The sequence below is a fragment of the Ruegeria sp. H9 genome (assembly GCF_056532915.1).
The window spans coordinates 875,066-897,863 of the sequence record NZ_JBQFNX010000002.1; the positions used below are offsets into that span (position 1 = coordinate 875,066).

General features: G+C 60.5%; 28 protein-coding genes. 8 read left to right on the forward strand and 20 right to left on the reverse strand.

The annotated features are described in order from the left end of the window. The first annotated feature begins 49 nt into the window (after positions 1–49). The 6 genes from ACR0CZ_RS12875 to ACR0CZ_RS12900 all read left to right on the forward strand — a co-directional run bounded on the left by ACR0CZ_RS12875 (position 50) and on the right by ACR0CZ_RS12900 (position 5,784). The gene (locus tag ACR0CZ_RS12875) at positions 50–1,240 is read left to right on the forward strand and encodes a phosphoglycerate kinase (protein WP_170396520.1); all 1,191 of its coding nucleotides are present in this window, start codon (positions 50–52) and stop codon (positions 1,238–1,240) included. Between the two features lie 130 nt (positions 1,241–1,370). Further along, positions 1,371–1,670, forward strand: coding sequence for a septum formation initiator family protein (locus tag ACR0CZ_RS12880; RefSeq protein WP_170396518.1), 300 nt, complete (start codon positions 1,371–1,373; stop codon positions 1,668–1,670). Between the two features lie 172 nt (positions 1,671–1,842). Next, positions 1,843–2,832 carry a pyruvate dehydrogenase (acetyl-transferring) E1 component subunit alpha gene (gene pdhA, locus ACR0CZ_RS12885; RefSeq protein ID WP_170396516.1) on the forward strand — a complete coding sequence of 330 codons (990 nt, stop codon included), beginning with the start codon at positions 1,843–1,845 and terminating at the stop codon, positions 2,830–2,832. Positions 2,833–2,847: 15 nt separating this feature from the next. After that, positions 2,848–4,221 (forward strand): pyruvate dehydrogenase complex E1 component subunit beta, encoded by a 1,374-nt coding sequence (locus tag ACR0CZ_RS12890; RefSeq protein WP_170396514.1) that lies wholly within the window; start codon positions 2,848–2,850, stop codon positions 4,219–4,221. Next, positions 4,221–4,481, forward strand: coding sequence for a hypothetical protein (locus ACR0CZ_RS12895; protein ID WP_170396512.1), 261 nt, complete (start codon positions 4,221–4,223; stop codon positions 4,479–4,481). Before ACR0CZ_RS12890 ends, ACR0CZ_RS12895 begins: the two co-directional genes overlap by 1 nt. A gap of 1 nt (position 4,482) precedes the next feature. Then, positions 4,483–5,784 (forward strand): pyruvate dehydrogenase complex dihydrolipoamide acetyltransferase, encoded by a 1,302-nt coding sequence (locus tag ACR0CZ_RS12900; RefSeq protein ID WP_170396510.1) that lies wholly within the window; start codon positions 4,483–4,485, stop codon positions 5,782–5,784. Positions 5,785–5,855: 71 nt separating this feature from the next. Here ACR0CZ_RS12900 and cysE read toward each other — a convergent pair whose 3' ends face one another. Continuing rightward, positions 5,856–6,665, reverse strand: a complete 810-nt coding sequence (gene cysE / locus ACR0CZ_RS12905) for a serine O-acetyltransferase (protein ID WP_170396508.1) — start codon at positions 6,663–6,665, stop codon at positions 5,856–5,858. An 86-nt stretch (positions 6,666–6,751) separates the two neighbouring features. Between cysE and ACR0CZ_RS12910 the strand changes: the two genes are divergently transcribed. Beyond that, positions 6,752–7,090 (forward strand): TraR/DksA C4-type zinc finger protein, encoded by a 339-nt coding sequence (locus ACR0CZ_RS12910; RefSeq protein WP_170396506.1) that lies wholly within the window; start codon positions 6,752–6,754, stop codon positions 7,088–7,090. On the opposite strand, the gene ACR0CZ_RS12915 is transcribed toward ACR0CZ_RS12910, so the two are convergent. The 17 genes from ACR0CZ_RS12915 to ACR0CZ_RS12995 form a co-directional block, all read right to left on the reverse strand. Next, positions 7,071–7,367: a DUF7742 family protein gene (locus tag ACR0CZ_RS12915; protein ID WP_170403088.1), complete on the reverse strand. Its 297-nt coding sequence runs from the start codon at positions 7,365–7,367 to the stop codon at positions 7,071–7,073. The two genes, ACR0CZ_RS12910 and ACR0CZ_RS12915, sit on opposite strands and share 20 nt — an antisense overlap. A 2-nt stretch (positions 7,368–7,369) precedes the next feature. Continuing rightward, on the reverse strand, positions 7,370–11,350 hold the full coding sequence (locus ACR0CZ_RS12920) for a baseplate multidomain protein megatron (RefSeq protein ID WP_480536921.1): 3,981 nt from the start codon (positions 11,348–11,350) through the stop codon (positions 7,370–7,372). Then, positions 11,350–11,790, reverse strand: a complete 441-nt coding sequence (locus ACR0CZ_RS12925) for an NlpC/P60 family protein (RefSeq protein WP_170396502.1) — start codon at positions 11,788–11,790, stop codon at positions 11,350–11,352. Before ACR0CZ_RS12925 ends, ACR0CZ_RS12920 begins: the two co-directional genes overlap by 1 nt. Next, positions 11,790–12,674 (reverse strand): baseplate hub domain-containing protein, encoded by an 885-nt coding sequence (locus ACR0CZ_RS12930; protein ID WP_170466392.1) that lies wholly within the window; start codon positions 12,672–12,674, stop codon positions 11,790–11,792. Before ACR0CZ_RS12930 ends, ACR0CZ_RS12925 begins: the two co-directional genes overlap by 1 nt. Next, positions 12,674–13,306, reverse strand: a complete 633-nt coding sequence (locus tag ACR0CZ_RS12935; RefSeq protein WP_170466389.1) for a DUF2460 domain-containing protein — start codon at positions 13,304–13,306, stop codon at positions 12,674–12,676. Before ACR0CZ_RS12935 ends, ACR0CZ_RS12930 begins: the two co-directional genes overlap by 1 nt. A gap of 12 nt (positions 13,307–13,318) precedes the next feature. Continuing rightward, positions 13,319–13,981 (reverse strand): phage tail tape measure protein, encoded by a 663-nt coding sequence (locus ACR0CZ_RS12940; protein WP_170466386.1) that lies wholly within the window; start codon positions 13,979–13,981, stop codon positions 13,319–13,321. Continuing rightward, positions 13,968–14,177 carry a rcc01693 family protein gene (locus tag ACR0CZ_RS12945; protein ID WP_170466383.1) on the reverse strand — a complete coding sequence of 70 codons (210 nt, stop codon included), beginning with the start codon at positions 14,175–14,177 and terminating at the stop codon, positions 13,968–13,970. Before ACR0CZ_RS12945 ends, ACR0CZ_RS12940 begins: the two co-directional genes overlap by 14 nt. Then, a complete protein-coding gene (locus ACR0CZ_RS12950; protein WP_170422217.1) occupies positions 14,174–14,488 on the reverse strand; it encodes a gene transfer agent family protein in 315 nt (104 codons plus the stop codon). The genes ACR0CZ_RS12945 and ACR0CZ_RS12950 overlap by 4 nt, the downstream gene beginning before the upstream one ends. Then, the gene (locus tag ACR0CZ_RS12955; protein WP_170396490.1) at positions 14,488–14,901 is read right to left on the reverse strand and encodes a phage major tail protein, TP901-1 family; all 414 of its coding nucleotides are present in this window, start codon (positions 14,899–14,901) and stop codon (positions 14,488–14,490) included. Before ACR0CZ_RS12955 ends, ACR0CZ_RS12950 begins: the two co-directional genes overlap by 1 nt. 20 nt (positions 14,902–14,921) lie before the next feature. Continuing rightward, a complete protein-coding gene (locus ACR0CZ_RS12960; RefSeq protein WP_170422219.1) occupies positions 14,922–15,335 on the reverse strand; it encodes a DUF3168 domain-containing protein in 414 nt (137 codons plus the stop codon). After that, positions 15,332–15,670 (reverse strand): head-tail adaptor protein, encoded by a 339-nt coding sequence (locus tag ACR0CZ_RS12965; RefSeq protein ID WP_170422221.1) that lies wholly within the window; start codon positions 15,668–15,670, stop codon positions 15,332–15,334. The genes ACR0CZ_RS12960 and ACR0CZ_RS12965 overlap by 4 nt, the downstream gene beginning before the upstream one ends. Further along, positions 15,667–16,266: a head-tail connector protein gene (locus ACR0CZ_RS12970; RefSeq protein ID WP_170396484.1), complete on the reverse strand. Its 600-nt coding sequence runs from the start codon at positions 16,264–16,266 to the stop codon at positions 15,667–15,669. Before ACR0CZ_RS12970 ends, ACR0CZ_RS12965 begins: the two co-directional genes overlap by 4 nt. 172 nt (positions 16,267–16,438) lie before the next feature. Next, positions 16,439–17,617: a phage major capsid protein gene (locus ACR0CZ_RS12975; RefSeq protein WP_170396482.1), complete on the reverse strand. Its 1,179-nt coding sequence runs from the start codon at positions 17,615–17,617 to the stop codon at positions 16,439–16,441. Between the two features lie 30 nt (positions 17,618–17,647). Further along, on the reverse strand, positions 17,648–18,193 hold the full coding sequence (locus ACR0CZ_RS12980) for an HK97 family phage prohead protease (RefSeq protein ID WP_170396480.1): 546 nt from the start codon (positions 18,191–18,193) through the stop codon (positions 17,648–17,650). A gap of 26 nt (positions 18,194–18,219) precedes the next feature. Beyond that, entirely contained in the window at positions 18,220–18,438 is a 219-nt protein-coding gene (locus ACR0CZ_RS12985; protein ID WP_010442100.1) for a GTA head formation protein, RCAP_rcc01685 family, read from the reverse strand. Further along, positions 18,431–19,591, reverse strand: coding sequence for a phage portal protein (locus ACR0CZ_RS12990; RefSeq protein WP_170396478.1), 1,161 nt, complete (start codon positions 19,589–19,591; stop codon positions 18,431–18,433). Before ACR0CZ_RS12990 ends, ACR0CZ_RS12985 begins: the two co-directional genes overlap by 8 nt. 287 nt (positions 19,592–19,878) lie before the next feature. Further along, positions 19,879–20,325: a hypothetical protein gene (locus tag ACR0CZ_RS12995; RefSeq protein WP_170396477.1), complete on the reverse strand. Its 447-nt coding sequence runs from the start codon at positions 20,323–20,325 to the stop codon at positions 19,879–19,881. Between the two features lie 457 nt (positions 20,326–20,782). On the opposite strand from ACR0CZ_RS12995, the gene ACR0CZ_RS13000 reads away from it, so the two are divergent. Beyond that, the gene (locus ACR0CZ_RS13000; protein WP_170396475.1) at positions 20,783–21,037 is read left to right on the forward strand and encodes a hypothetical protein; all 255 of its coding nucleotides are present in this window, start codon (positions 20,783–20,785) and stop codon (positions 21,035–21,037) included. A gap of 73 nt (positions 21,038–21,110) precedes the next feature. Here the strand turns inward: ACR0CZ_RS13000 and ACR0CZ_RS13005 are convergent, their stop codons facing one another. Together ACR0CZ_RS13005 and ACR0CZ_RS13010 are read right to left on the reverse strand one after the other, a co-directional pair. Beyond that, the gene (locus ACR0CZ_RS13005) at positions 21,111–22,481 is read right to left on the reverse strand and encodes a DNA-packaging protein (RefSeq protein WP_480503434.1); all 1,371 of its coding nucleotides are present in this window, start codon (positions 22,479–22,481) and stop codon (positions 21,111–21,113) included. Next, positions 22,390–22,734 (reverse strand): hypothetical protein, encoded by a 345-nt coding sequence (locus ACR0CZ_RS13010; RefSeq protein ID WP_170396473.1) that lies wholly within the window; start codon positions 22,732–22,734, stop codon positions 22,390–22,392. Before ACR0CZ_RS13010 ends, ACR0CZ_RS13005 begins: the two co-directional genes overlap by 92 nt. Positions 22,735–22,798 lie beyond the last annotated feature (64 nt).

Sequence of the window (22,798 nt, forward strand, 5' to 3'; positions counted from 1 at the left end):
GCAGGAAAAGAACCGCTGAAACTGGATGCAATGGGCAAGGATGAGCGCGATGGGCTGGAAATCTCTGGACGATATGGATCTTGGCGGTAAGCGGGTTCTGGTGCGCGTGGATATCAACGTACCGATCGCGGATGGCGTGGTGACCGACGACACCCGCATTCAACGGATCGTGCCAACCGTGCGCGATATCCTCGGCGCAGGCGGTAAACCCATCCTGCTGGCCCATTTCGGACGCCCCGGTGGTCAGCATGTACCCGAGCTGTCATTGAAGCAGCTTGTGCCAGCACTTGAATCCGCTTTTGGGGCTCCCGTGCGCTTTGCGGATGATTGCGTAGGCTATGAGGCTGAAACCGCAGCCTCCGCCCTAGCGGAAGGTGAGGTTCTGCTGCTGGAAAACACCCGCTTCCATGCCGAGGAGACCAAGAACAGCGTCCCACTTGCCCAAGGCATGGCAAAGCTGGGCGACATCTATTGCAACGATGCCTTCTCGGCCGCGCACCGCGCCCACAGCTCGACCGAGGCGCTGGCCCGTCTGCTGCCCGCCTGTGCCGGACGCCTGATGCAGCAGGAACTGAGCGCACTTGAGGCCGCCCTGGGCGCGCCCAAGCGGCCTGTCACAGCGGTTGTCGGGGGCGCCAAAGTGTCGACCAAGCTGGACCTGCTGGGCAACCTGATCGAGAAGGTTGACTATCTGGTCATCGGTGGCGGCATGGCGAATACATTCCTACTGGCCCAGGGGATCGATGTCGGCAAATCACTGGCCGAGCACGCCATGACCGATACCGCCGCCGAAATCCTCGGCAAGGCCGAAGCCGCTGGCTGTACGATCGTCCTGCCGCGCGACATCGTCGTGGCCGAAGTGTTCGAGGCCAACGCGCCGCATCAGGTTCTGCCCGCTGATCAGTGCCCTTCGGACGCGATGATCCTGGACGCCGGTCCCGAAAGCGTCGCAGCCGTGTCCGAAGTGCTGGAAAAAAGCCAGACCCTGATTTGGAACGGCCCACTGGGGGCGTTTGAGCTGACCCCGTTCGATGCCGCAACCAATGCGGCGGCGCTGAAGGCGGCTGCACTAACCCGCGATGGCAAGCTGACCTCGGTCGCGGGCGGGGGTGACACGGTCGCCGCGCTGAACGCCTCGGGCGCGGCAACGGATTTCTCATATATCTCTACTGCTGGTGGTGCCTTCCTTGAATGGATGGAAGGCAAGACCTTGCCGGGTGTGGCTGCGCTGGAACTATAAGCGCTCAAACCTCAGGTCTCAGCTTTTTCTACTCAGGGGATTCACAACCCGAATCACCTGTGACATAGTGCGTCGAGACATCCAAAAAGGGTGCGTTTCTGAGGCAGTATTTCACACGGCGGTTAACACAGTGTCCCGTTCCAATCGGCCCGGTTTAGGGGCTTTCATTTTCTTCTCAATCGCCTTCATGCTGGGGGTGTATTTCACCTTTGCCGCCGTTCAAGGGGATTACGGTCTGTTTCGCCGGGTCGAGATTGCCGCCGAGCGCGATGTTTTGTCTCGCGATCTGGCGCAGCTGAACGCCGAAATCGAACAAATGGAAAACCTGACCCGCCGACTGTCAGACACCTATCTGGATCTCGATCTGCTGGATCAACAGGCCCGCTCAGTGCTCGGCATGATCCGCGCGGATGAGATCGTTATCCGCTGACGAAATTTTTGACTAAGGATCTCTGTACCTTAACGCCCGGAAGATAAGCTGTGGCAGGCCGCAACTCGCGTATCCTGCCCTCGCGTAACATTAGTACTCGCCAGAACGTGTGAAATGCTCTATGAGATAGTTTAACGCTAAACTATCTTGCCGAAAGGGGGAGATCGCCACTATGGCTGCGCGAAAAACCACAAAGAAACCAAATGTTTCTGCGGAAGAACTGACCACATATTACCGCGAGATGCTGCTGATCCGCCGATTCGAGGAAAAGGCAGGTCAACTCTACGGCATGGGTCTGATCGGGGGTTTCTGCCACCTCTACATCGGTCAGGAAGCGGTTGTTGTCGGCCTTGAGGCCGCGGCCAAAGAAGGCGACAAGCGCATCACGTCCTATCGCGATCACGGCCACATGCTGGCCTGTGGAATGGACCCGGGCGGCGTAATGGCCGAATTGACCGGTCGCGAAGGCGGGCTGTCCAAAGGCAAAGGCGGCTCGATGCACATGTTCTCGAAAGAGAAGAATTTCTATGGCGGCCATGGCATCGTTGGCGCACAGGTTCCGCTGGGTGCGGGTCTGGCCTTTGCTGACAAGTACAAAGAAAACGGCGGCGTCACCTTCACCTATTTCGGTGATGGCGCGGCCAATCAGGGTCAGGTCTACGAGACCTTCAATATGGCTGCTCTTTGGGAGCTTCCGGTGGTATTCGTGATCGAAAACAACCAGTATGCCATGGGCACCGCGCAAGCACGCTCGACCTCTTCGGCCGACATCTACCACCGCGGTCAAGCCTTCGGAATACCGGGCGAAATGGTGAACGGCATGGACGTTCTGGCCGTCAAAGCCGCAGGTGAAAAAGCGGTCGCCCACTGCCGTGCGGGCAAAGGTCCCTACATCCTCGAGGTGAAAACCTACCGCTATCGCGGCCACTCGATGTCTGACCCGGCCAAGTATCGTACACGCGAAGAGGTTCAGAAGGTCCGCGAACAAAGCGACCCGATCGAGCACGTGCGCGAGCTGCTGCTGACCGGCAAACACGCGACCGAGGATGACCTGAAGGCGATCGACAAAGAGATCAAAGAGGTCGTCAATCAGGCCGCCGAATTCTCGAAAGAAAGCCCCGAGCCGTCGCTGGACGAGCTCTGGACTGATATCTACGCCTGAGAGGACGAATAAGACATGGCAACCGAAATTCTCATGCCCGCCCTTTCGCCCACGATGGAAGAGGGCACATTGGCCAAGTGGCTGGTCAAGGAAGGCGACACCGTATCCTCGGGCGACATCATGGCCGAGATCGAAACCGACAAGGCTACGATGGAGTTCGAAGCCGTCGATGAAGGCATCGTCGGTAAGATTCTGATCAGCGAGGGCACCGAAGGGGTCAAAGTAAACACCCCTATCGCGATCCTGGTCGAAGATGGTGAAGACGCCTCCGCCCTGCCCGTGGCTGCGCCCGCAGCCGCAGCGGAGGCCGAAGCCGCCCCTGCGGCGGTTGAGGCCCCCGCTCCTGCCGCAGCAGCCCCCGCTGCTCCGGTTGTGGACCTGTCGCCCGATTGGCCTGCCGACGCCGAGATGGCGCAGCAAACCGTCCGCGAAGCCTTGCGCGACGCGATGGCCGAAGAAATGCGCGGCGACGAAGATGTCTATCTGATGGGCGAAGAAGTCGCTGAATATCAGGGCGCCTATAAAATTTCTCAAGGCCTGCTCGATGAATTCGGTGCCAAACGTGTCATCGACACCCCGATCACTGAACACGGCTTCACAGGCATCGCCGTCGGCTCGGCCTTTGGCGGGCTGAAACCGATTGTCGAGTTCATGACCTTCAACTTCGCCATGCAGGCGATTGATCAGATCATCAACTCTGCCGCCAAAACGCTTTATATGTCTGGCGGTCAGATGGGCTGTCCGATTGTATTCCGTGGCCCTAACGGTGCCGCTGCCCGCGTGGCCGCGCAACACTCGCAGGACTACGCCGCATGGTACATGCAGGTGCCAGGTCTCAAAGTGGTGATGCCCTATTCCGCAGCCGATGCCAAAGGTTTGCTGAAATCGGCCATCCGCGACCCGAACCCGGTTGTGTTCCTTGAAAACGAAATCCTCTACGGCCGGTCCTTCGACGTGCCGCAAGTGGATGACCTGACCATCCCGCTGGGCAAGGCCCGCATCTGGCGCGAAGGCTCGGATGTGACCATCGTCAGCTTTGGCATCGGCATGCAATATGCGCTGGAAGCCGCAGACAAACTGGCCGAAGACGGCATCAGCGCCGAAGTGATCGACCTACGCACCATCCGCCCGATGGACACCGGTGCGATCATCAACTCGGTGATGAAAACCAACCGTCTTGTGACCGTCGAAGAAGGCTGGCCGCAAGGTTCCGTTGGTAGCTACATCAGCTCGGTCGTCATGCAGGAAGCGTTCGATTATCTCGACGCCCCGGTCATCACCCTCACCGGCAAAGATGTTCCGATGCCATATGCGGCGAACCTCGAAAAGCTGGCGCTGATCACCACTGATGAGGTGATCGCTGCGGTGAAACAGGTGACCTACCGGTAATGGAGATCAGGGGCCGCGATCCAGCAACCGAATGCTACCGTGTCGAGATTGACATCGACAACCGCATCGTGCGGGCGCTTATACCCGAGCGACTGGCGGCGGATATGCGGTTGATCGGCGCGCGCCCCTCACACCAGACCGCCTATGTCTGGATGGCGGAGAACAAAGACAAAATCGAGGCTGCGATTGCGACACTCGCACGCGGCACCGGGCGCCCCAAAGCGCCCTTTGACCAAATTACTCTGATTGAGGAGCGCTGAAATGCCCACCGAAATCCTGATGCCTGCCCTGTCCCCGACGATGGAGGAAGGCACACTTGCAAAATGGCTCGTCAAGGAAGGCGACACCGTCTCCTCGGGCGATCTGCTGGCCGAAATTGAAACCGACAAGGCAACAATGGAGTTCGAGGCCGTTGACGAAGGCACCGTCGGCAAGATCCTTATTCCTGAGGGAACCGAAGGCGTTAAAGTCAACACCGCCATCGCAGTCCTGCTGGAAGATGGAGAAAGCGCTGATGATATCGGTGCAACGCCAACCGCTGCTCCCGCGGCTGCGCCAGCTGCCGCAGCGGGCAACGAGGCTGCCGCACCAGCGGCACCCGAGGCGCCCGCCCCTGCCCCAGCGGCACCGGCCAAAGCGGATGGCGGTCGTATCTTCGCATCCCCCCTTGCTCGTCGGATTGCCGCACAAAAGGGTCTAGATCTGGCTCAAATCTCAGGTTCTGGCCCTCATGGCCGTATCGTCAAAGCCGATGTGGAAAGCGCCACAGCCGCACCTGCAGCAGCACCTGCGCCTGCTGCTGCAGCCGCCCCAACCGCCGCCGCTCCCGCAGGTCCATCGGCTGACGCCGTGGCCAAGATGTACGAAGGCCGCGAATACGAAGAGATCAAACTCGATGGCATGCGCAAGACCATCGCCGCGCGTCTGTCTGAGGCCAAACAGACCATCCCGCATTTCTACCTGCGCCGGGATATCAAGCTGGATGCGCTGCTGAAATTCCGCAGCCAGCTGAACAAGCAACTCGAAGGCCGGGGTGTGAAACTCAGCGTCAACGACTTTATCATCAAGGCCGTCGCCAACGCGCTGCAGCAGGTGCCCGAGTGCAATGCCGTCTGGGCGGGTGACCGGGTTCTACAACTGAAACCTTCGGATGTGGCTGTTGCCGTCGCCATCGAGGGCGGTCTGTTCACTCCGGTCCTGCAAGATGCCGACACCAAATCGCTGTCGGCGCTGTCGACCGAGATGAAAGACCTCGCCGGACGCGCCCGCGAGCGCAAGCTGGCCCCGCACGAGTACCAAGGCGGTACTTTCGCAGTCTCGAACCTCGGCATGTTCGGCATCGACAATTTCGATGCCATCGTGAACCCGCCGCATGCAGGTATCCTCGCAGTTGGTACCGGCCTCAAGAAACCTATCGTGGGCGATGACGGAGAACTGACGGTCGCAACCGTCATGTCCGTCACCATGTCGGTCGATCACCGGGTCATCGACGGCGCGCTTGGCGCTCAGCTGCTGCAAGCCATCGTCGACAACCTGGAAAATCCGATGGTCATGTTGGCCTAAGCTCAGAAGATCATGCACAAAAAAGGCCGCCTCGAACCCCGAGGCGTCCTTTTTCGTCTATTCACTCCGAATTACTGGTCTTTCCCCAGCATATGATCCATCGAGATCGACGGCTGATCGCACCCGGCCTCGCCCACGATCTTGGCGGGAATGCCAGCGACCGTCGTGCACGGTGGCACTTCCTGCAGCACCACTGATCCGGCGGCGATACGGCTGCAATGGCCAACCTCGATATTGCCCAGAACTTTAGCACCAGCGCCGATCAGAACGCCGTCACCAATGGTTGGATGGCGCTGTTCTTCTTCCTTACCGGTTCCGCCCAGCGTCACCGAATGCAGCATCGAAACATTGTCCCCAACCACAGCGGTTTCACCGATCACGATAGAATGGGCATGGTCGATCATGATGCCTTTACCGATGCGGGCAGCTGGATGGATATCAATGCCGAATATCTCGGAAGATCGCATCTGGAAGAAATACGCCAGATCATGGCGCCCCTTGTTCCAAAGCCAGTGGGCTACGCGATAAGCCTGCATCGCCTGATACCCCTTGAAATAAAGGATCGGTTGCAGCAAGCGGTGGCAGGCCGGATCGCGTTCATAAACGGCCATCAGGTCCGCGCGCGCGGCTTCAATCAACGCTTTGTCGTCAGCATAGGCCTCATCCACGATCTCACGCAGTACCATCATCGACATCTCGTTCGAGCATAGCTTGGCCGAGATGCGATAGGACAATGCCCTCTCAAGACTGCGGTGATGCAAGATACAGGCGTGTACCAACCCGCCCATCAGCGGCTCTTTCTCGACGGCTGCATGGGCTTCCGAGGTGATGCGGTCCCAAACCGGGTCCACAGGTGTCACTTGGCTGCGCGTTTCGAACATGGCTTTTCATCCTTTGCTGCGCTTAGAATAGCCATCTAGTCGTAAAATTACCAAACGCAAACCCTTGATATGCACTACAACAAAAAATGAACTCAGCCGATCTGGACCATTTTCGGAAGCTTATTCACCAGCGCCTTCGCGATCTCGCCGCGCAATCCGCCGCCGGTCAGGATGCGCAATCAGTTGTGGAGCTGGATCAACAGGCAGTGGGTCGGCTCAGCCGGATGGATGCGTTGCAAAATCAAGCAATGGCCAAGGCGCAACAGGCCCGGCGCGACACCGAAACGCATCGGCTTCGGGCCGCGCTGAACCGGATGGACGAAGACGAATTCGGCTATTGCGAAGATTGCGGCGAGGAAATAGCGCACGGAAGGCTAGAGCTGGACCTTGCCGCCTCAAAATGTGTCAGCTGCGCATCTGGCTGATTTGGAACCGGATCAGTTTTCGCAGAACCATCTCGAAACATTGGCAATATTGCAGATCGTCGAAATTTGGCTCGTCTGCCAAGGGCCGGCAGCGCGCGGCTGCCATCAACGAGCCATTTCCATAAACAGGATGCAACCGCCCTGTTCTGGCGACATGTCGATCCGCCAGTTCGGCCTCAGCAATCAGGAGGGTGCTTATCCTATCGCGGTCGGTTCGCGGCGCGGCCAGCAAAGCCCGCGCCGCCGCGCTGAGATCTCCGTGCAGGACTGGCCGCACGGCTAGCCGACCGAAAGGCGCGCAAACGCCCCGGGTCCGTAGGTAGCCGAAACCTGCGCGACTGCGATATCGTAGGGTCCGGCCAGCCCGTCATCGGCTTTCATCGCGTCAGAATACTGCCAAACCGGATCACTGGTGACAGTTTCGCGCAACAAAGCACCCTCAGTGAAGACGCGGATCAGATAGGATTCGCTTTCTTCGCCCAGAGGCACATCCAATGCGCTCCAGTCATCGCCATCAATCCGGGTGCGGCGCACCCACGAGATCTTGTCCCCGGTAGCCGACGCAGAAGCCTGCAAATGCACTGGCGCATAAGGTCTCAGCCCATTGCCATCGAACGCTTCAACCAGATGCACATATGCCGGGTCCTCGTAGCCGCGCGTTGCAGGGCCGATACGGTAATGCTTGGCCACGCGGCGTTCGGTGCGCAGCAACCCGGTCTGATAAACACGTTCATCCAGTAGGACAAAGGTAGACGCTTCAGGCCAGACATCCGGCATCAGGGCATCCGTACCCAGCTGACCACGCAAGCGGCCTGACAAATTGTAAACGCCAGTCTCCTGCAAGACCGCATCCGAGAACTGGAACACTTCCCAATTGCCCGGTGTTCCGTCACCGATGGCAGCCAGATTGGCACCACTCAGCAACGCCGAGCGTGGACGCGACTCCAAAACGCCATCGATCAGGTTGACACGCAACGCGGCCCCTTCGTCCCAGATCCCAGCGCCTGCGCGTCGCAGGGGTGTTTCGGTGAAGCCAATCACCGCCTGCCCCGCGATCACTTGATGCAAGGTATAGTCCTCATCCTGTGCAGCCGAATAGACAGCCACGTTACTGGGCCAGGGCTCGGCCGATATCGCCAGATACGGCGCATGGGGCGCCTCGGATCCAGTGATCAGCGGCAGGTCCATGAACACCGGCAGAACTGGCACCGGAGCAATGAATGGCTTGGCTGCCGCCACATCATCCAAAACATCGGACGGGGTATAAACTCCGGGTTCAATCCGCACCGCATCCGCCAATTGCATCTCGGCCTGTTCCAGCCGGTCGATCCGATATAGCGTTCCGTCCCCGCCATCCGGCAAACGCACCACATCGCCGGCCCCGACATGCAGCAGCGAGGGCGGCAGAGCAAATCGCACAGTCTCGCGCGAGATGCGGGACTCGCTTAGCCAGCGCTCGACCGTCTGACGCCCTTCGGCGCGAGTCATCGACAATGGCATTTCGTTGACGGCGACCGAATGGGTTCTGTCATCAGGCAAGACGGCCTCTTCCGCGACAACATCATGGTCCGCATCCGACTGGACGAACCGCAGACGCACACGCCCGGTCATCTCGGCCTCAGCCTCGCGGCGATGTTCCACTGGCCCGTCGATATCCGCGCTGATGGCGATCTGCTCGGGGTCAATGTCAACGGCCCGACGCCCGTCGCGGGTTCTGAACTTCAGCACCCCGTCCCGCTCGATCGCGTCGAACCCATAGCGCAGCATCAGCGGCTGCAAGGCCTGCCGAGCAATCATTACGTCCTCAACCGCGTAACCGCGTACCACGCCGTAGAGCTCGGACACATCAATCGCCGTCACCCCTGCCTCATGGCAGATTTCTGTCACGACCGAGGCCAGAGTCCGCGACCCGGATCGCCCGTTCAGCCAATGCCCACGTGCATAGTTATCGCCGTCCGACCACTGCGACCGCAGGTTCGGGAAAGTCGGGAACGGACGCGCATCCCAAGCCCAGACAAAGGCGTTCGACAGGTCCACCATCGGGCCGTCATAGATATCTGAAACCGGGTTGAACTCAGCATCACCCCAATAGCCAAGGACGGCCCGAAGGTACTGAACCATGATAAAATCATCCCGTACTCCATTGGAATAGAGCGGCAAATTTGATTCAGACGACTTTGGGTCCAAGAATTTGTTCGGCTGGTTCGTACCCTTGTCGATGGCCGCGCAGCCCAGTTCGGTGAACCAGATTGGCTTGGCCCCCGGCACCCAACCCGTTGGCGTTTCCTGCCGCACACCCCCGATCCGCTCATGATGTCGGTTTGCCCACCAGTTGCGCAGGTCCTTGTACCGCCAGACCCACGGCTCGCCATGATCGTCATCAGTGATCGGGCTTCGGATCTGCGCTTCGGCTTCCTCGGGTGACGCATAGTACCAATCATACCCCTCGCCGCCTTCGATATTGCCGCGCAGATAGTCCAGATCGTAGATCGACCCATTCGACACCTCAGCGTCCAGATGCGAGGCCCTATCCCGCCAGTCGGACAGCGGCATGTAGTTGTCGATGCCGACAAAATCTATGTTCTCATCGGCCCAAAGCGGGTCGAGGTGGAAATACCGGTCTCCGGTGCCGTCTTGCGGCTGATACCCGAAATACTCGGTCCAGTCTGCGGCATAGCCGACCTTAGTTTCCGGCCCCAATATCGCGCGCACTTCCGCGGCCAGAGACCGCAGCTCCGCAACTGCAGCGAAGCCAGACGCGCCGCGGATTTGCGTTAGCCCGCGCATCTCGGACCCGATGCAGAAGGACTCCACGCCGCCCGCCGCCTTGCAAAGGGCCGCATAGTGCAGAATGAACCGCCGTAATCCCCATTCACTTGGGCCGCGATAGGTCACTTTGCTGCCGCTGGTCGAGAAATGTGACGCGCGCGCCGTACCAAAGAACGCCGCCACCTGCGCATCCGCATAGGCAGTTTGATCCGGCGAGCCTGGCCGCCCCGGAGCAACATCCAAAGTGATCCGCCCACGCCAAGGCAAATGTGGCTGATCCGGCGCATCGGACCACGGATCAGGCAGGCCGTTGCCCTCTGATTGCTCCATCAAAATAAACGGATAAAACATAACCCGTTTGCCCGAGTTCTTCAGGTGCCGGATCGCCTGCACTACGGCCGCATCGGCCGGTGTGCCGCCATAAACCGGACGCCCATCCTGCCATTTCACCTGCCCCGCCGCAGTTCGGGACAGACCTGAAACACTCCAGGGCATGTTTGCGCCCTCGATATTCTTGCGTTCAACCTTGGGGCGGATCTGGCATTCTCCGCAGCGCAAATCATCGCCGAACCACGACACGATCAACGAAGCCGCCTCGCAGCCCGGCAATTCCTGGCTGAGCGCCCGCGTCGAGGTCACCAGATCGGACTTGCCCGATGGTGAATTGACATTCGCCGCCCAACTGCGCCCCCGGCCCTTGGTGTAATTAACCTGAGATGAAGCCAGTGCGTATTCACCCGTACCCGGCATCAAGGCCACCCCCTTGATGATCCGTGACAGCCCGTCCTCGGCATCCGGCATCTCGTCTTGTTCCTGCCGCACCACCTCGAACGAGAATTGCGGCACGCGGTTGCCAAAGGGGCCCAGCGCCAGATCTTCGATCACCACATAAGCCGTGCCGCGATAGGCGGGCACCGTGCCTGCCCCTTCCACCGCTTCAATCAGCGGGTCGGGCAATTGCTCGTGATCGCCGCGATATATCCGCATGTTCAGCGTTCGGCGCTCGACCTCTTCACCATCGGCCCAGACACGCGTGATATCCGCAACCTGTCCCGCGCCCACCGCAATCGCCAGAGACACCGAATAGCTGTAGCTATGCGTGGTTGTCGTTGTCGTCACTTCAACGGGCTTGGGTTTCCCCTTGCCTCCACCGCCACCGCCTGATGTTTGCGTCGTCGTCGAGGTCGATCGGGTTTCCAGAAAGTCCGAGGCCCAGATGACCTGTCCTCCAACTCGCATCCGGCCGTAGACCGTCGCGACGGTCGCACCCTCACCGGTTTCGGTGAGACGGAAACGATCCAGACGCCCGGTCTCGACCACCTCGCTGCCGCCGCCCATTACGGATTGGCTGGCCATCAACCGGTTGTCGATCACCCGCCCCAGCGTCGCCCCAACCGCGCGGCCAATCACCGCCGTTGACAGGCCCGCAACCGAGCCCCCGATCGAACCACCTATTGCCGCACCTGCAGCAGACAGAACTATTGTGGCCATCAGAAATCCTCCAGCGGGAATTCGAAACAAGCGACCACGCGGCGACGCCAAGGCTCGCTCAGCGTGTTTTCAACAACACCATGCCCGGTATAGGCGTGGATGAATCGCATCGGGTCTTGGGCGCTGACGATGCCCAGATGCTTTGCCACGGCCGCATCCCGCATCCGAAACAGCAATACATCCCCCGGGGCCAAATCATCGGGCGATTTCTCGACTAGATGGCGACGGGCTGCGGCCCACATGCGTTCCTCACCCTGCGGCTCGGACCAATCCATGCTGTAGACCGGCACCGCCTCAGGCTCATGCCCCATCACCGCGCGCCAAACGCCCCGCAATAGGCCGAGACAATCGGCGCCTGCACCCCGAACAGAGGCCTGATGAACATAAGGTGTGCCCAGCCATCCGCGCGCTTCGTCCACGATATCTTGTTTTGTCCGCATCACCGCCTGCTTCCCCCTTTGTGTTGACTACTGCGCTTGGGTACGGCCATGACCCAATCCTCGTGTGGCAGGTCAGGGAAGCCCTGAAAATTCAGCATGTTGTTGAACTTCAATCGGCAAGTGGTCATGCGCTTGTCACACCCGGCGATCAGCTGGACCCGGTCCCCAACCGCCAGCCCGCCGCCAATCGCCGACCACAGCGTGACATCGCGGCCATCTCTGACCTGTTCATCCAGCTTGATCGAGGCCCACAGGCCCTGCGCAGCCCCGTCCAGCACATCCAGCCTGCCGCGTTCAAACCAACCCGCATCAGAACTCTCCGCGCCCTGCAAACGCAAAGCCGCGCCGTCCAGCGCGACAATTTCAGCCTCAGCGCGATAACCCGGCGTCTCCAGGGCAAAGCGGCACGCCTTATCCCCCAACACAGCCGTACAGGGCTTCTGATAAATCCGCCCTAAAGGCCGGTTCAGCAGATCGGTCAACCCGCGCAATTCCGCATGAAACGCCCCGCCAGCGCGACGCAACTCACCAATCGAACCACGAAACTGCAGCATCCGCTGCTCAGGATCGGCCCAATTGACCAGCCAGGCCTGCACCTCGGCCCCATCAAAGCGCCCCGCCTCGATATCCTCTTCCCGGACCGAGGCATCAGACAGCGCGCCCATCGCCTCGGTATTATCGATCGACAGGCCGGTTGCCTGCTCGATCGCCGCAGCGGTCAGACCGGTGCTGGCTTTGAACACCAGCCCGTCAAAGCGCAACTCCATATCGTGATCCGTGAAACCATAGACCTGCCCGTCGCTGCGCGTGATTGCCCAGCAACGACAGGTGGTGGTCAGCCCGCTTTGCAAATGCGCCTGCAGCGCCTGTTTGTCCCCGCTCATCAGACCCGCACCTCGACCACCGGTACGTTCGGGACGTCACCGGCCTGAAAGCTGGCCACGCTGGTCTGGATCTTGTCGGTGTTGAACCGTACCGGAACGTCGAACTCAAACCCGGCTGTAATCTCGACCTGCTCAGGCGGCGGGGCCGAGAACATCACGCGTCCGGTCGCCAAATCGACCTCAAAGTCCACGCCTTCGCGTTGCGCGTCCTGATCCAGCCCCAGCGTCACGGTCCCCAGTACCGGCTTCAGGATTGGCCGCACATAGCTGAACCCGCCCGAGCTGTAGGTCTTGACCAGTTGAAACGAAACCGTCTCGCCATCTCCGCGCGCAATCACCTGATCGCCCTTGTCGACCTCAGCCGTCGCCGCGCCCGATTTGAAATCCGACCAGTCTTTCCAGCGGAATCCAAACATCTGGCCTTGCCGCGCCTCGAAGAAGGAAATCAATGTCTCGATATCGTCTAGCGACCGCATCCCCAGCCCGGCATCATAGCGCCTGCGCGAATGCGCCCAGGGCGTGTTGCGTTCTTCGAACCCGTTGGCCAGCGTCACGATATCCGTGCGCCGTTCCGGCCCACCGACCGAGCCAAAGCTCAGGCTGGCGGGAAATCTCACCTCGTGGAAATTCATCGCCTGCTCCCCTTATCTGTTGCGATTGCCGCGGCCCAATGCGCGGCTCATCTGCGCCGCGATCTGGCCTTGAGAGCGGCGGAACCCCTGCACATCCGGTGTTGAGATATTCATCACCACGTTGACCGCTCGCGCGCCGCCCTGTGACCGCACACCCAGCTTGCCATCGGCCCCGCGCGCCAGTGGCATGATCGCCTCAGGCCCCGCCTCACCCATCAACCCGGTGCCGCCTCGCATCGGGAACATGGTTGGACTGCTAACGACCCCACCATTGGCAAACGGCATCACACGGCCCTGAGAAAAACTGCCGCCATCCGCGAAGGGCAGAATCCCCTGAACCAACCCACCAACCCCGTTGGCCAGCATGCCGCCAAAATGATCCGTCACAGGTTTGATCGCCGCCGAATACGCCGTGCGGATCATCGAGTTCTTCAGCACATCCAGCGCGCCTGAAAGGTTCATTCCGTCCAGCACCACGCCATCAAACGCCTTGCGCAACCCGCCGGACATGCCACGCTCGAGCGTGGCCACATCCTTGCCGGTCTCTTCAAACGCGGCCTTGATCCGCCGCATCTGGCCATCAAACGCCGAAGCCATGGTGGCGGCGTCCCCCAGCGCATCGCCCAGCGCCTCTCCCCGCTCCTGCAGGTCGTCAAAACCCTCACGATCCGTCATTACGCTCTCCTTGTGTCTTGTCCGGATAGGCCGCGAGCAGCGCATCCAGCCCTGACCGGTTCATCGCCGGCAACCCCGCGCACTGCCCCAGCATCAGCCGCAGCTCAGCCGGGGTCAGACGCCAGAACTGATCCGGCGTCAGGCGAAGGCCGAGGAACCCGGCCCGCATCAGTACGGGCCAGTCGAACCCGCTCACTCGGGCACCATGAAGGCCCGCGCCAGCAATTCGGCTGCCGCCTTGGCCCCCGCCATCGGCCCACCCGCAATCTCGGCATGCAGCAGATCATCGCGCGTGACCTGCGCTCCGCCGCCCCGCAACCCGGCAACTAGCAGCGCCAGCACATCACCGCTGGAGTAAGCCCCGCCTTCAAACCGCTGCACCAGTTCGACCAGAGACCCGGCCTGCAGCTCTTGTTCCAATTCCGCCAAAGCACCCAATGTCAGCTTGAGCACCCGCTGCTCCCCATCGATTGTCAGCGCCACCTCGCCCGTCCACGGATTGGCCATCAGAGCGCCGTAAAGCTCAGCGCGCCGGCGCTTGCCATGCTCATCTCATAGGTCGCCTCACCGTTATGCGAGCCCGCATATTCGATGCTGCTGACCTGAAACGGGCCTTCGACAATACCGAAATCGGGGATGATCACCTGAAAGCCGGGCGTCTCACCGTCAAAGAACAGCTGGCGCGCACGCTCATCTGTGCCCGCATCCTTGAACACGCCCGAGCCCGAAATCGCGGCCGATTTGACCCCGGCCCCCGACAGCAGCTCGCGCCACCCGCCCTGACTTTCCAGGCTGGTCACATCCACACTTTCCGCGTTGAAACTGATACGCGTGGCGCGCAGCCCCGCGATGGTCTCGAACAGGCCGGTGCCGTTCATATCCACTTTGACCAACAGGTCTTTTCCGTTCTGGGCAGCCATATGCTCTCTCCGTTGATTGCTTAGTCGTCTTCCACGCGGGCGCGGAATCTCAGATCGATCTGGCGGATCGCGCCGCCGGTTCCCGTGCGTCGGGCGCTAGCGCGTTCGAACCACAGCCCCACCAGATGGCCCCGGTCCAATGTCAACGCCGCGCCTTCCAGCGCGTCACACACTGCGCCCGCCAATGTCTTGGCCGCGCCAAAGCCCGCCGCTTCGGACACCACTGAGACCGTGAACCGATGCACCGCGCCTGCACCCGTCCGGTCCGACGCGTCGCGCACCTCTTCCGGGCCAAGTGTCACGTAAGTTTGCGGCAACACTCCCGACGGCACCGCGTCATAGATCGCACCACCCGAAAGGGTGCTGACCTGCGCATCGCCCGCCAATTGTTGAAACACCGCCGCCTGCAAAGCGGCTGCAACGCCATAGCTCATGCGGCCACCTCTTCATCTGCGAAACAAGTCAGGTACTGGCCGCGTGGATCGCGCTCGGCCACTGCACGAATGACAAACCGGCGCGCCCCCTCAACAAATCGCTGATCAGGCGTGGGCCGCATGGATGATCCCTCAGGTGCGCCCCGGACTACGATCCGATAGCCAACCCGCGACACCGAGGCGCCACCGACCGCGCGTTCCGCCCCGCTACGTGCCGTCACCTCGGCCCAAAGCGCGCCCAGCGCAGCCCATGTCTCGGTATAGCCGCCCGCACCATCGGCACTACGGATCGGAGCCTCCAGCACCAGCTTGCGATTCAGTCGCGGCGCGCTCATTGCGTCACCCCCGCGCCGAAGCGCACAGTTCGATAACGCTGGATCAGACTGGTGACACCAAATGGCATGCACCCTGCGCCCAGCGCCGTCTCATCGCGGTATTCGTAGTAATGCGCCGCCAGCAGCAGCACCGCCTGCCCAAGGTCAGCGGGCAGCCCGCCCCAATCCGTGGCCATCCCGACAGTAAAGGCAATCTTCACCGAGCCGCCGGTCTGCACCCTTGGCAAACAAGCGCCAACCGGACGCAACCGAGGGCGCTGCATGTCGCGCTCCAAACGGTAAGCTTCGGCATCCACAAGCGTGTCGGTCCCCGCCGCATCCGTCAGCGTGATCGCAGCAACCGAGACCACCGGGGCCACCGGCAGCACTTCACCTGCTGGATCGCGCCAACCGTTCAGGCTCCACGAGAAATCCCGTTCGATCAGCACCTTACCGGTGCGCGCCTCAATCGCCGCAATGGCCGCACGCAGAAAGCCATTCAACACCTCGTCCTGCACATTGCCCTCGGCAAACCCCGTGCCCAGCCGCAGATGCGCCTTGAACTGATCCACCGGCAGCGCCGCATCCGCGATGGCGGTTTCTTCGATCAACATCATCCATTCACTCCGCAATCTCGGACCCCTCCGGGGCCGTATCCTTGGAAAATGACGGGCACGCGCCGCCCCACGTTGCTCGGACGGAGGGGAGCAGCTAGACAACGCGGGGGATCTCACCCCGGCCCGCGCCCGCCGCCCGAGGGGCCTTGCAGCCCCCCGGATCCGCCACCGCTTAGGCGATGCCGAATTTCAGCAGTTTGATTGCAGCAAAATCGCTCACATCACCGCCCACGCGCTTGGTCGCGTAGAACAGGACATGCGGCTTGGCGCTGAACGGATCGCGCAGCACGCGCAGATCGGGACGTTCGGCTATGGTGTAGCCCGACTGGAAGTCACCGAAGGCAATCGAATAGCTGTCGGTCGCCGCATCCGGCATGTCCTCGGCAATCAGCACCGGATAGCCCATCAGACGCGCAGGCTCACCAGCGGCTAGGCCATCCGACCAAAGGAAGCGGCCATCGCTGTCCTTCAGCTTGCGGATCAGACCCGCGGTTTTCGAGTTCATCACGAAAGTGCCGTTCACCCGGTACTGCGCGCCCAGCGCATAGACCACGTCCACAATCGCATCCGCATCGACGCCACCATCAATGCCCGACGCGACATAACCCAGGCTATCCCAGCCCCAGCTGCCGTTTTCCATCGTACGATGGGTCAGGATACCCTTGGGCTTGTCCACACCGTCGCCATTGATAAACGCCGCTGCCTCGGCCCGGGCAAACTTGTCGGCGATACGACCGGCCAGCCAACCTTCGACATCAAACGCACTGTCATCCAACAGACGCTGCGACGCCTTGGGCAGCGCGCTCAGCTCGTGCAGCGGGATCGAAATCCGATCAATCGATGGGGTCGAGGTCTCAGCCGTGGCCGAGTTTTCATCCGCCCAACCCGCGCCCACATCGGTGTGGTCGATCAGCACGTCGAACGAGTTCGCCTCGACATTCACAACTGACGCAATCGAACGGATCGAAGCGGTTGAATTCAACACCGACTTGATCATCTCAGCCGTCTGCGGATCGACCAGATAGCCACCGTCGCTGTTCACCGCCGTCGAAAGCGACTTGGCCTCAATCTCCAGCCCGCGCAGCCCGTCATCCTCGCCCGAACGCACATAGGCGTCAAAAGCCTTCTGATGCGGGGCGCCTTCTTCGATCGATGCCGCAAGGTGCGGACGCGCCGCGATGGTTGATTTACGATCCAGCATGGTCAGTCGCTCTTCTGTCTGTTGCAGTTGGGTTTTAACTTCGGCCTTGAGGCCGTTGAATTCATTCACGAAGCCAGCCATCGCCTGCTTCACCTCCTGAACCAGGGACGCACCCTCTCCGGTCAAGGCCGGGGTCTCGGTCTTGCTCATCAGCACTTCCTTATTGGGGGGTTAGAGGCGCTAGATTCGCGCCAGCTCCTGCCGGGCGTCGTTGAACACCTCAGCAATACTGCGCCAGGTGTTTTCAACGTCAGGCTCCACGCCTTTCGCCGCCACCCGCGCACTGGGCAGCATCGGGAACGTCACCAAAGACACCTCCCACAGCTCCAGTTCGGTCAGGACCCGCTGGCCCCTGTCATTTTTCACGGCCCGTTTGGTGCGATAGCCAATCGACAGGCCGTCCATTGCCCCCGCCCGGATCAATTCGGCCGCCTCACGGCCCTTTTGTGTGGACTCCAGCAGACGTCCCTTGACCCACAGGCCCTTGTCATCCTCGCGCACCTCGTCCCAGACACCGATGGGCTGCGCCGGATCATGCTGCCACAGCATCTTGACCCGCTGGCCCGCCTTGGACAGCCCGTCAAGCGAGCCCCTATACGCCCCGCGCTGCACCACATCGCTGCCCTGATCGACCTGCCCGAACAGGCTGGCATAGCCCTCGATCACCGCATCCTCGGACACCGACAACCCGTCGCCAAACCGCGCGAATTTATGTTCCAAATCCATGAACTTCTCCATGTAACTCACTGACATTATGGCGTTACCACAAGGAATGATTGAAACGCCTGCGCCAAAATCACCGCCGCCACGCCGTACACTGTCAGCCATAGCCGCTTCTCCAGCCGCTCCATCATCTCTTCGATCTGATCCAACCGCCGACACAGGTGGGCGTGCTGGATCTCGGCCACCCGCTCATGCGCGGCCAGACGCAGGCCCGGCGCGCAGTCGAACGGAGGATACCCGTCACCCATCGCCACGCTCCGGCAACCCCAGCAACGCCCGCTTCTCGGCATCGCTCAGGAAATCGGCCCCGCTGACCCGCGCCCATTGCGCATCACGCTCTGCCGACAGCGCCGGCACCTGATCCAGATCAGGCTTCAGCATCAGTTCCTCACCGATAAAGCCCGCCAGCCATTCTGACACCGCCGCCGCCACCCGCGTCACCAGGGGCAGCACGGTCAGGCGATAAAACGCCCGGTTGGCCTCCTGATAGTTCGAATAGGTCGCGTCGCCCTGGATCCCCAGCAACATTGGCGGGACACCGAAGGCCAGCGCGATCTCGCGGGCGGCGGCTTCCTTGGTCTTTTGAAACTCCATATCGGACGGAGAGAACCCCATCGGCTTCCAATCCAAGCCCCCTTCCAGAACCATCGGACGGCCCGCATTCCGCGCCCCGCGATAGTTCTGCTCGATCTCATCGGACAGACGCCGGAACTGATCTTCGGCCATCACCCCATGGCCATCACCCTTCCACACCAGCGCCCCCGAAGGCCGCGCCGCATTGTCCAACAGCGATTTCGACCACCGAGACGCGCTGTTATGCACATCAATTGCCATCGCCGCCGCCTGCATCGGTGAAAATCCGTAATGATCATCCTGAGGATGGAACGATTTGATATGACAGATATTTTCCGCCGCAAACCGGTGCTTCTTGCCACCAACCGCGTAATCATAAGCCTTGGGCCACCCATCCGCACCCGGCACCACGCTCATCCGATCCGAGCGCAGCACATGCAGCTCAACCGGCAGCCCTTCCTCGGCCTGCACCGCCTCAACATAAGCATTGCCCGACAGCAACAACTGCCCGAACAGCGCTTCCATCAATTCCGCCCGCCCCTGCGCCGCATTCGGACGGCGCATCAGGGACAGGATCGGATGCATATCAAACCGCTGCGCCTGATCCTGCAACACCAAAGGCAACGCCGCCGCCGCCTCAGCAATCAGTTTGACCGAGCGAAACCCCACCGGGTTCCCCGAAAACCCCGTCCGCGTCAGCGACACCGCATCCCGAGGGCTCCACGCCACGCGCCCGCCCGTCTGCCACGCCACCACAGGCCCCGCCGTGCTCGCCTTCGCCTCGGGCGTTGCCTCAGCCGATCCACGACGCAAGAAATCGAATACCATCTGTGCTCCTTTCTGCCGCCGCTCTGCCCGGCTTGTTGAAAGGAGTTATGAGGGAAAGAAGTTTAAGCCTTGGGAATGGGGCGTTCGGGGGGTGGGCAACGGGTCAGCGACCATTCTCCGACTGCCATCAGGCAACAAGACAATTAATCGGCAGCTCCGGACTTTCGAAGTTTACGATCTGCACTGCCCACGCCTCGAAAACAAACATGACCGACATGTGATGTCCACGACATTTTGGCTAAATCACTAGGGTGGGTATCGATCCCAAAGAGCAATTGTTGCAGCTTTCATACGTCTGCTGCGTGCTTATTTACAAACTCTTTTACGACGTTTGAGTAATCAATATTGAGAATGTCCAAATTGCGGATAGCTGATTGAATGAGCCACTTTGACTCATCCTCCACCTCAAAGAACAACTCAGCACTATTCTCAGATGCAACACTATCCATATGCTTGATACTGTTTTTGGGGCGCACAAGTAATTTTCTGAGCTCTTTTTCACTCAACTTCTTCCAGCCGAGTTGCTCCACGCCCACTTTTTGGATGACGTTCAAACGATTAACTGCTTCAGTCATTTGGTCCACATCGCCATTTGCACGAATAAGCTTGCCAAGAAGCTCCTCTGCCACTCCGGCCAAATTCATTGCGGCGAAATATCTTTGACGCAACTCTCTTTCTTCAATAGCTGCTTCTAAGTACTCGAGAGCTATGTTTAATTTGGGGTATTTGCTCAAATGCCTTCTCCATACTCTCAAGTAGTATCGGCTGGTATTGGCATGAATTGAACCTTCAAACCAGTGTCGCAATTTGATCGTTGGTCTGCGGTTAGCACGCCGGTTTGACCTATTGTTCTTTTCCGTTGGTCTGGAAACAGGCCTGCTAAAGGCTAAGCATTGTCGTAGAGCCACTAGCTTCGAAATACGCGTTTTAATCACAAACTTCGCACCCGACGCCGACCATACGCTCCCGCAGGCACCACAATCAATTCATGCGGCGCCCATACCAACGCATCTATTCTGTCGGGCGAGCCCTGGCCCTGACTCCAGCTTGGACTATTACAATAGCCGCGGCGCGCTCAACGTCCGACCAAATTCCTTTGCAATCGCCGCCAAGTTCTTGTGATTTCATGCCACGGCAATTGTCTGCGTTTCACATGCCCCCACGTGTGCTTCAAATTGAAGAGGCCACCCGATGACTGAAAACGAACCTGCACCGTCCGGACACTCCGATACGAACAATAACTGGACCAAGGAACCTACTGCTGCCGACAAACACGTCTATGAGGTGTTTGCCTCCAACGTAGTCGTTCTTGTGCAGCTACTTGATGACTACAAAACAATGATGTCGCCGGATGTCCACGCAAGGCTGTTTTCTTCGCTGCTGACGTTGTCCCGGTTGCTCGGCGAATACGAGGATAGTTGGAATCAAGAATACCCAACGCCCTGAACCTGAATGCGCCCAGCTAAAGATCAGCCCTTTAGGAGAAATATGATTGTTTGTAGAGCACCCCTCAGAGTGCTCACAAACTCCGCACCCTCGGCCTTCTAAACGCCCCCGCAGGCCCCACAACTAACTCATGGAGCGCCCAGACCAGCGCGTCGACCCGGTCGGGTGAGCCCTGCCCTTCGAACCCGCGCGCGGTCATCTGGCACATCTGCTCCTCCAGCGAGTCCAACCCGGCCACATGGGCCACACGCCCCTGATCGTACAGCGCCGCTACAGGCTCGGCCCGCGCGACCTTGCCGCGTGACGCCCGCACCGCGCGATAAGGCACCAGAGGGTCCACCTGCCGCACGACCTCTTCCACCAGTTGCCCGCCCTGATTGACCTCGGCCACCAGCCGTTCGGCCCCGAACTCATCCATCGCGTCAATCGCCGCCTGCGCCCAGCCCGCCGGGCCAACGCCCTGCACCGTCCTGTCGGCCAGCACATAGGCCCGCCAATCCTCGGGCGACCCCTGTAGCTGAGCGCCCACGACCACGATCCCGCAGGCATCCGCATCCGACCCCGCCGTCACCGCCGGATCCAGCGCCACGACGATACGATCCAACGCGGGCACGCGTCTCACCCGCGCCGCCTCCAACATCGAACCCGTCCACAAGGCCCCCTCAGCATCCGACAACAGCACCCCGTCTAATTCCTGCCGCCCCAGCCGCGTGCCGGCATAGCGCGCGCGTACCTCTTCCAAAAAGGAACCCGCCAGATTGGCCCGGTTCGCCTCGGTCGGCGCGTGGGTCTGCACCGTGGACGGAGACGCCAGCAAATCCTTCAAAACCTTCACATTGCGCGGCGTCGTGGTCACACAGACCCGCGGCCGTTCCCCCAGCCGCAGCGCAAATTGCAACATATCCCAGGTCTCTCCAGCCTTCTTCCACTTGGCCAGCTCATCCACCCAGGCCGCATCGAATTGCGGCCCCCGCAGCCCCTCGGGATCATGCGCCGAAAACGCCTGCGCCTCGGACCCGTTAGGCCAAACCAGCTTGCGTTCAGACGCCTTCCAAACAGGCCGCCGATCCGGCGGTGAACACTGCAATATCCCGCTATCCCCAAAGATCATCACATCGCGCACCTGATCAAATGTCTCACCGACCAGAGCCACACGACACGCCTGCCCCCGATCCAGAGGCAAAGACCCCTCGACCACCGACCGCACCCATTCGGCCCCCGCCCGCGTTTTACCGGCCCCGCGCCCGCCCATGATCACCCACGAGCGCCAGTCACCCTCGGGCGGCAACTGATGCGGTAGTGCCCAGAACTCGAACAGGAAAGGGAGGGCACACAGCCCCCCCTCCCCGATCTCACTCAGAAATCTGTCCTGCACCGCAGCAGGCGCGGAGGCGAGCCAGCCTGCACCCGATCTCAGATCGTGCCCGATCAAGGTCGAGCGCATAGCCCCCTTGGGCAATTCCGGCTTGTCTGTGATGTTGTTCGACAAAGCTTGTCTCCACTTTCTGGCAACTGCGGATCAGCCCCTCTAGCTGACCCAGTTGCTTGCCTGTTCCGGCAAGGTTTGCATCCTCCCCGGCACCGATCTGTTTTCGCAGTTCTTCCGCTGCTTGGCGCAGATCGCGAATGGATCGCTCAAGCGACTGCAACAAATCAGCCGTCTGAGAAATCCGCTCTTCCGGGGTAATCAAGTTCATGTTTGCCTGTGACCTCATGCGTGAGTTTTTCCGCACGAGAGAAACGAAAAACGACCGCCGGGTC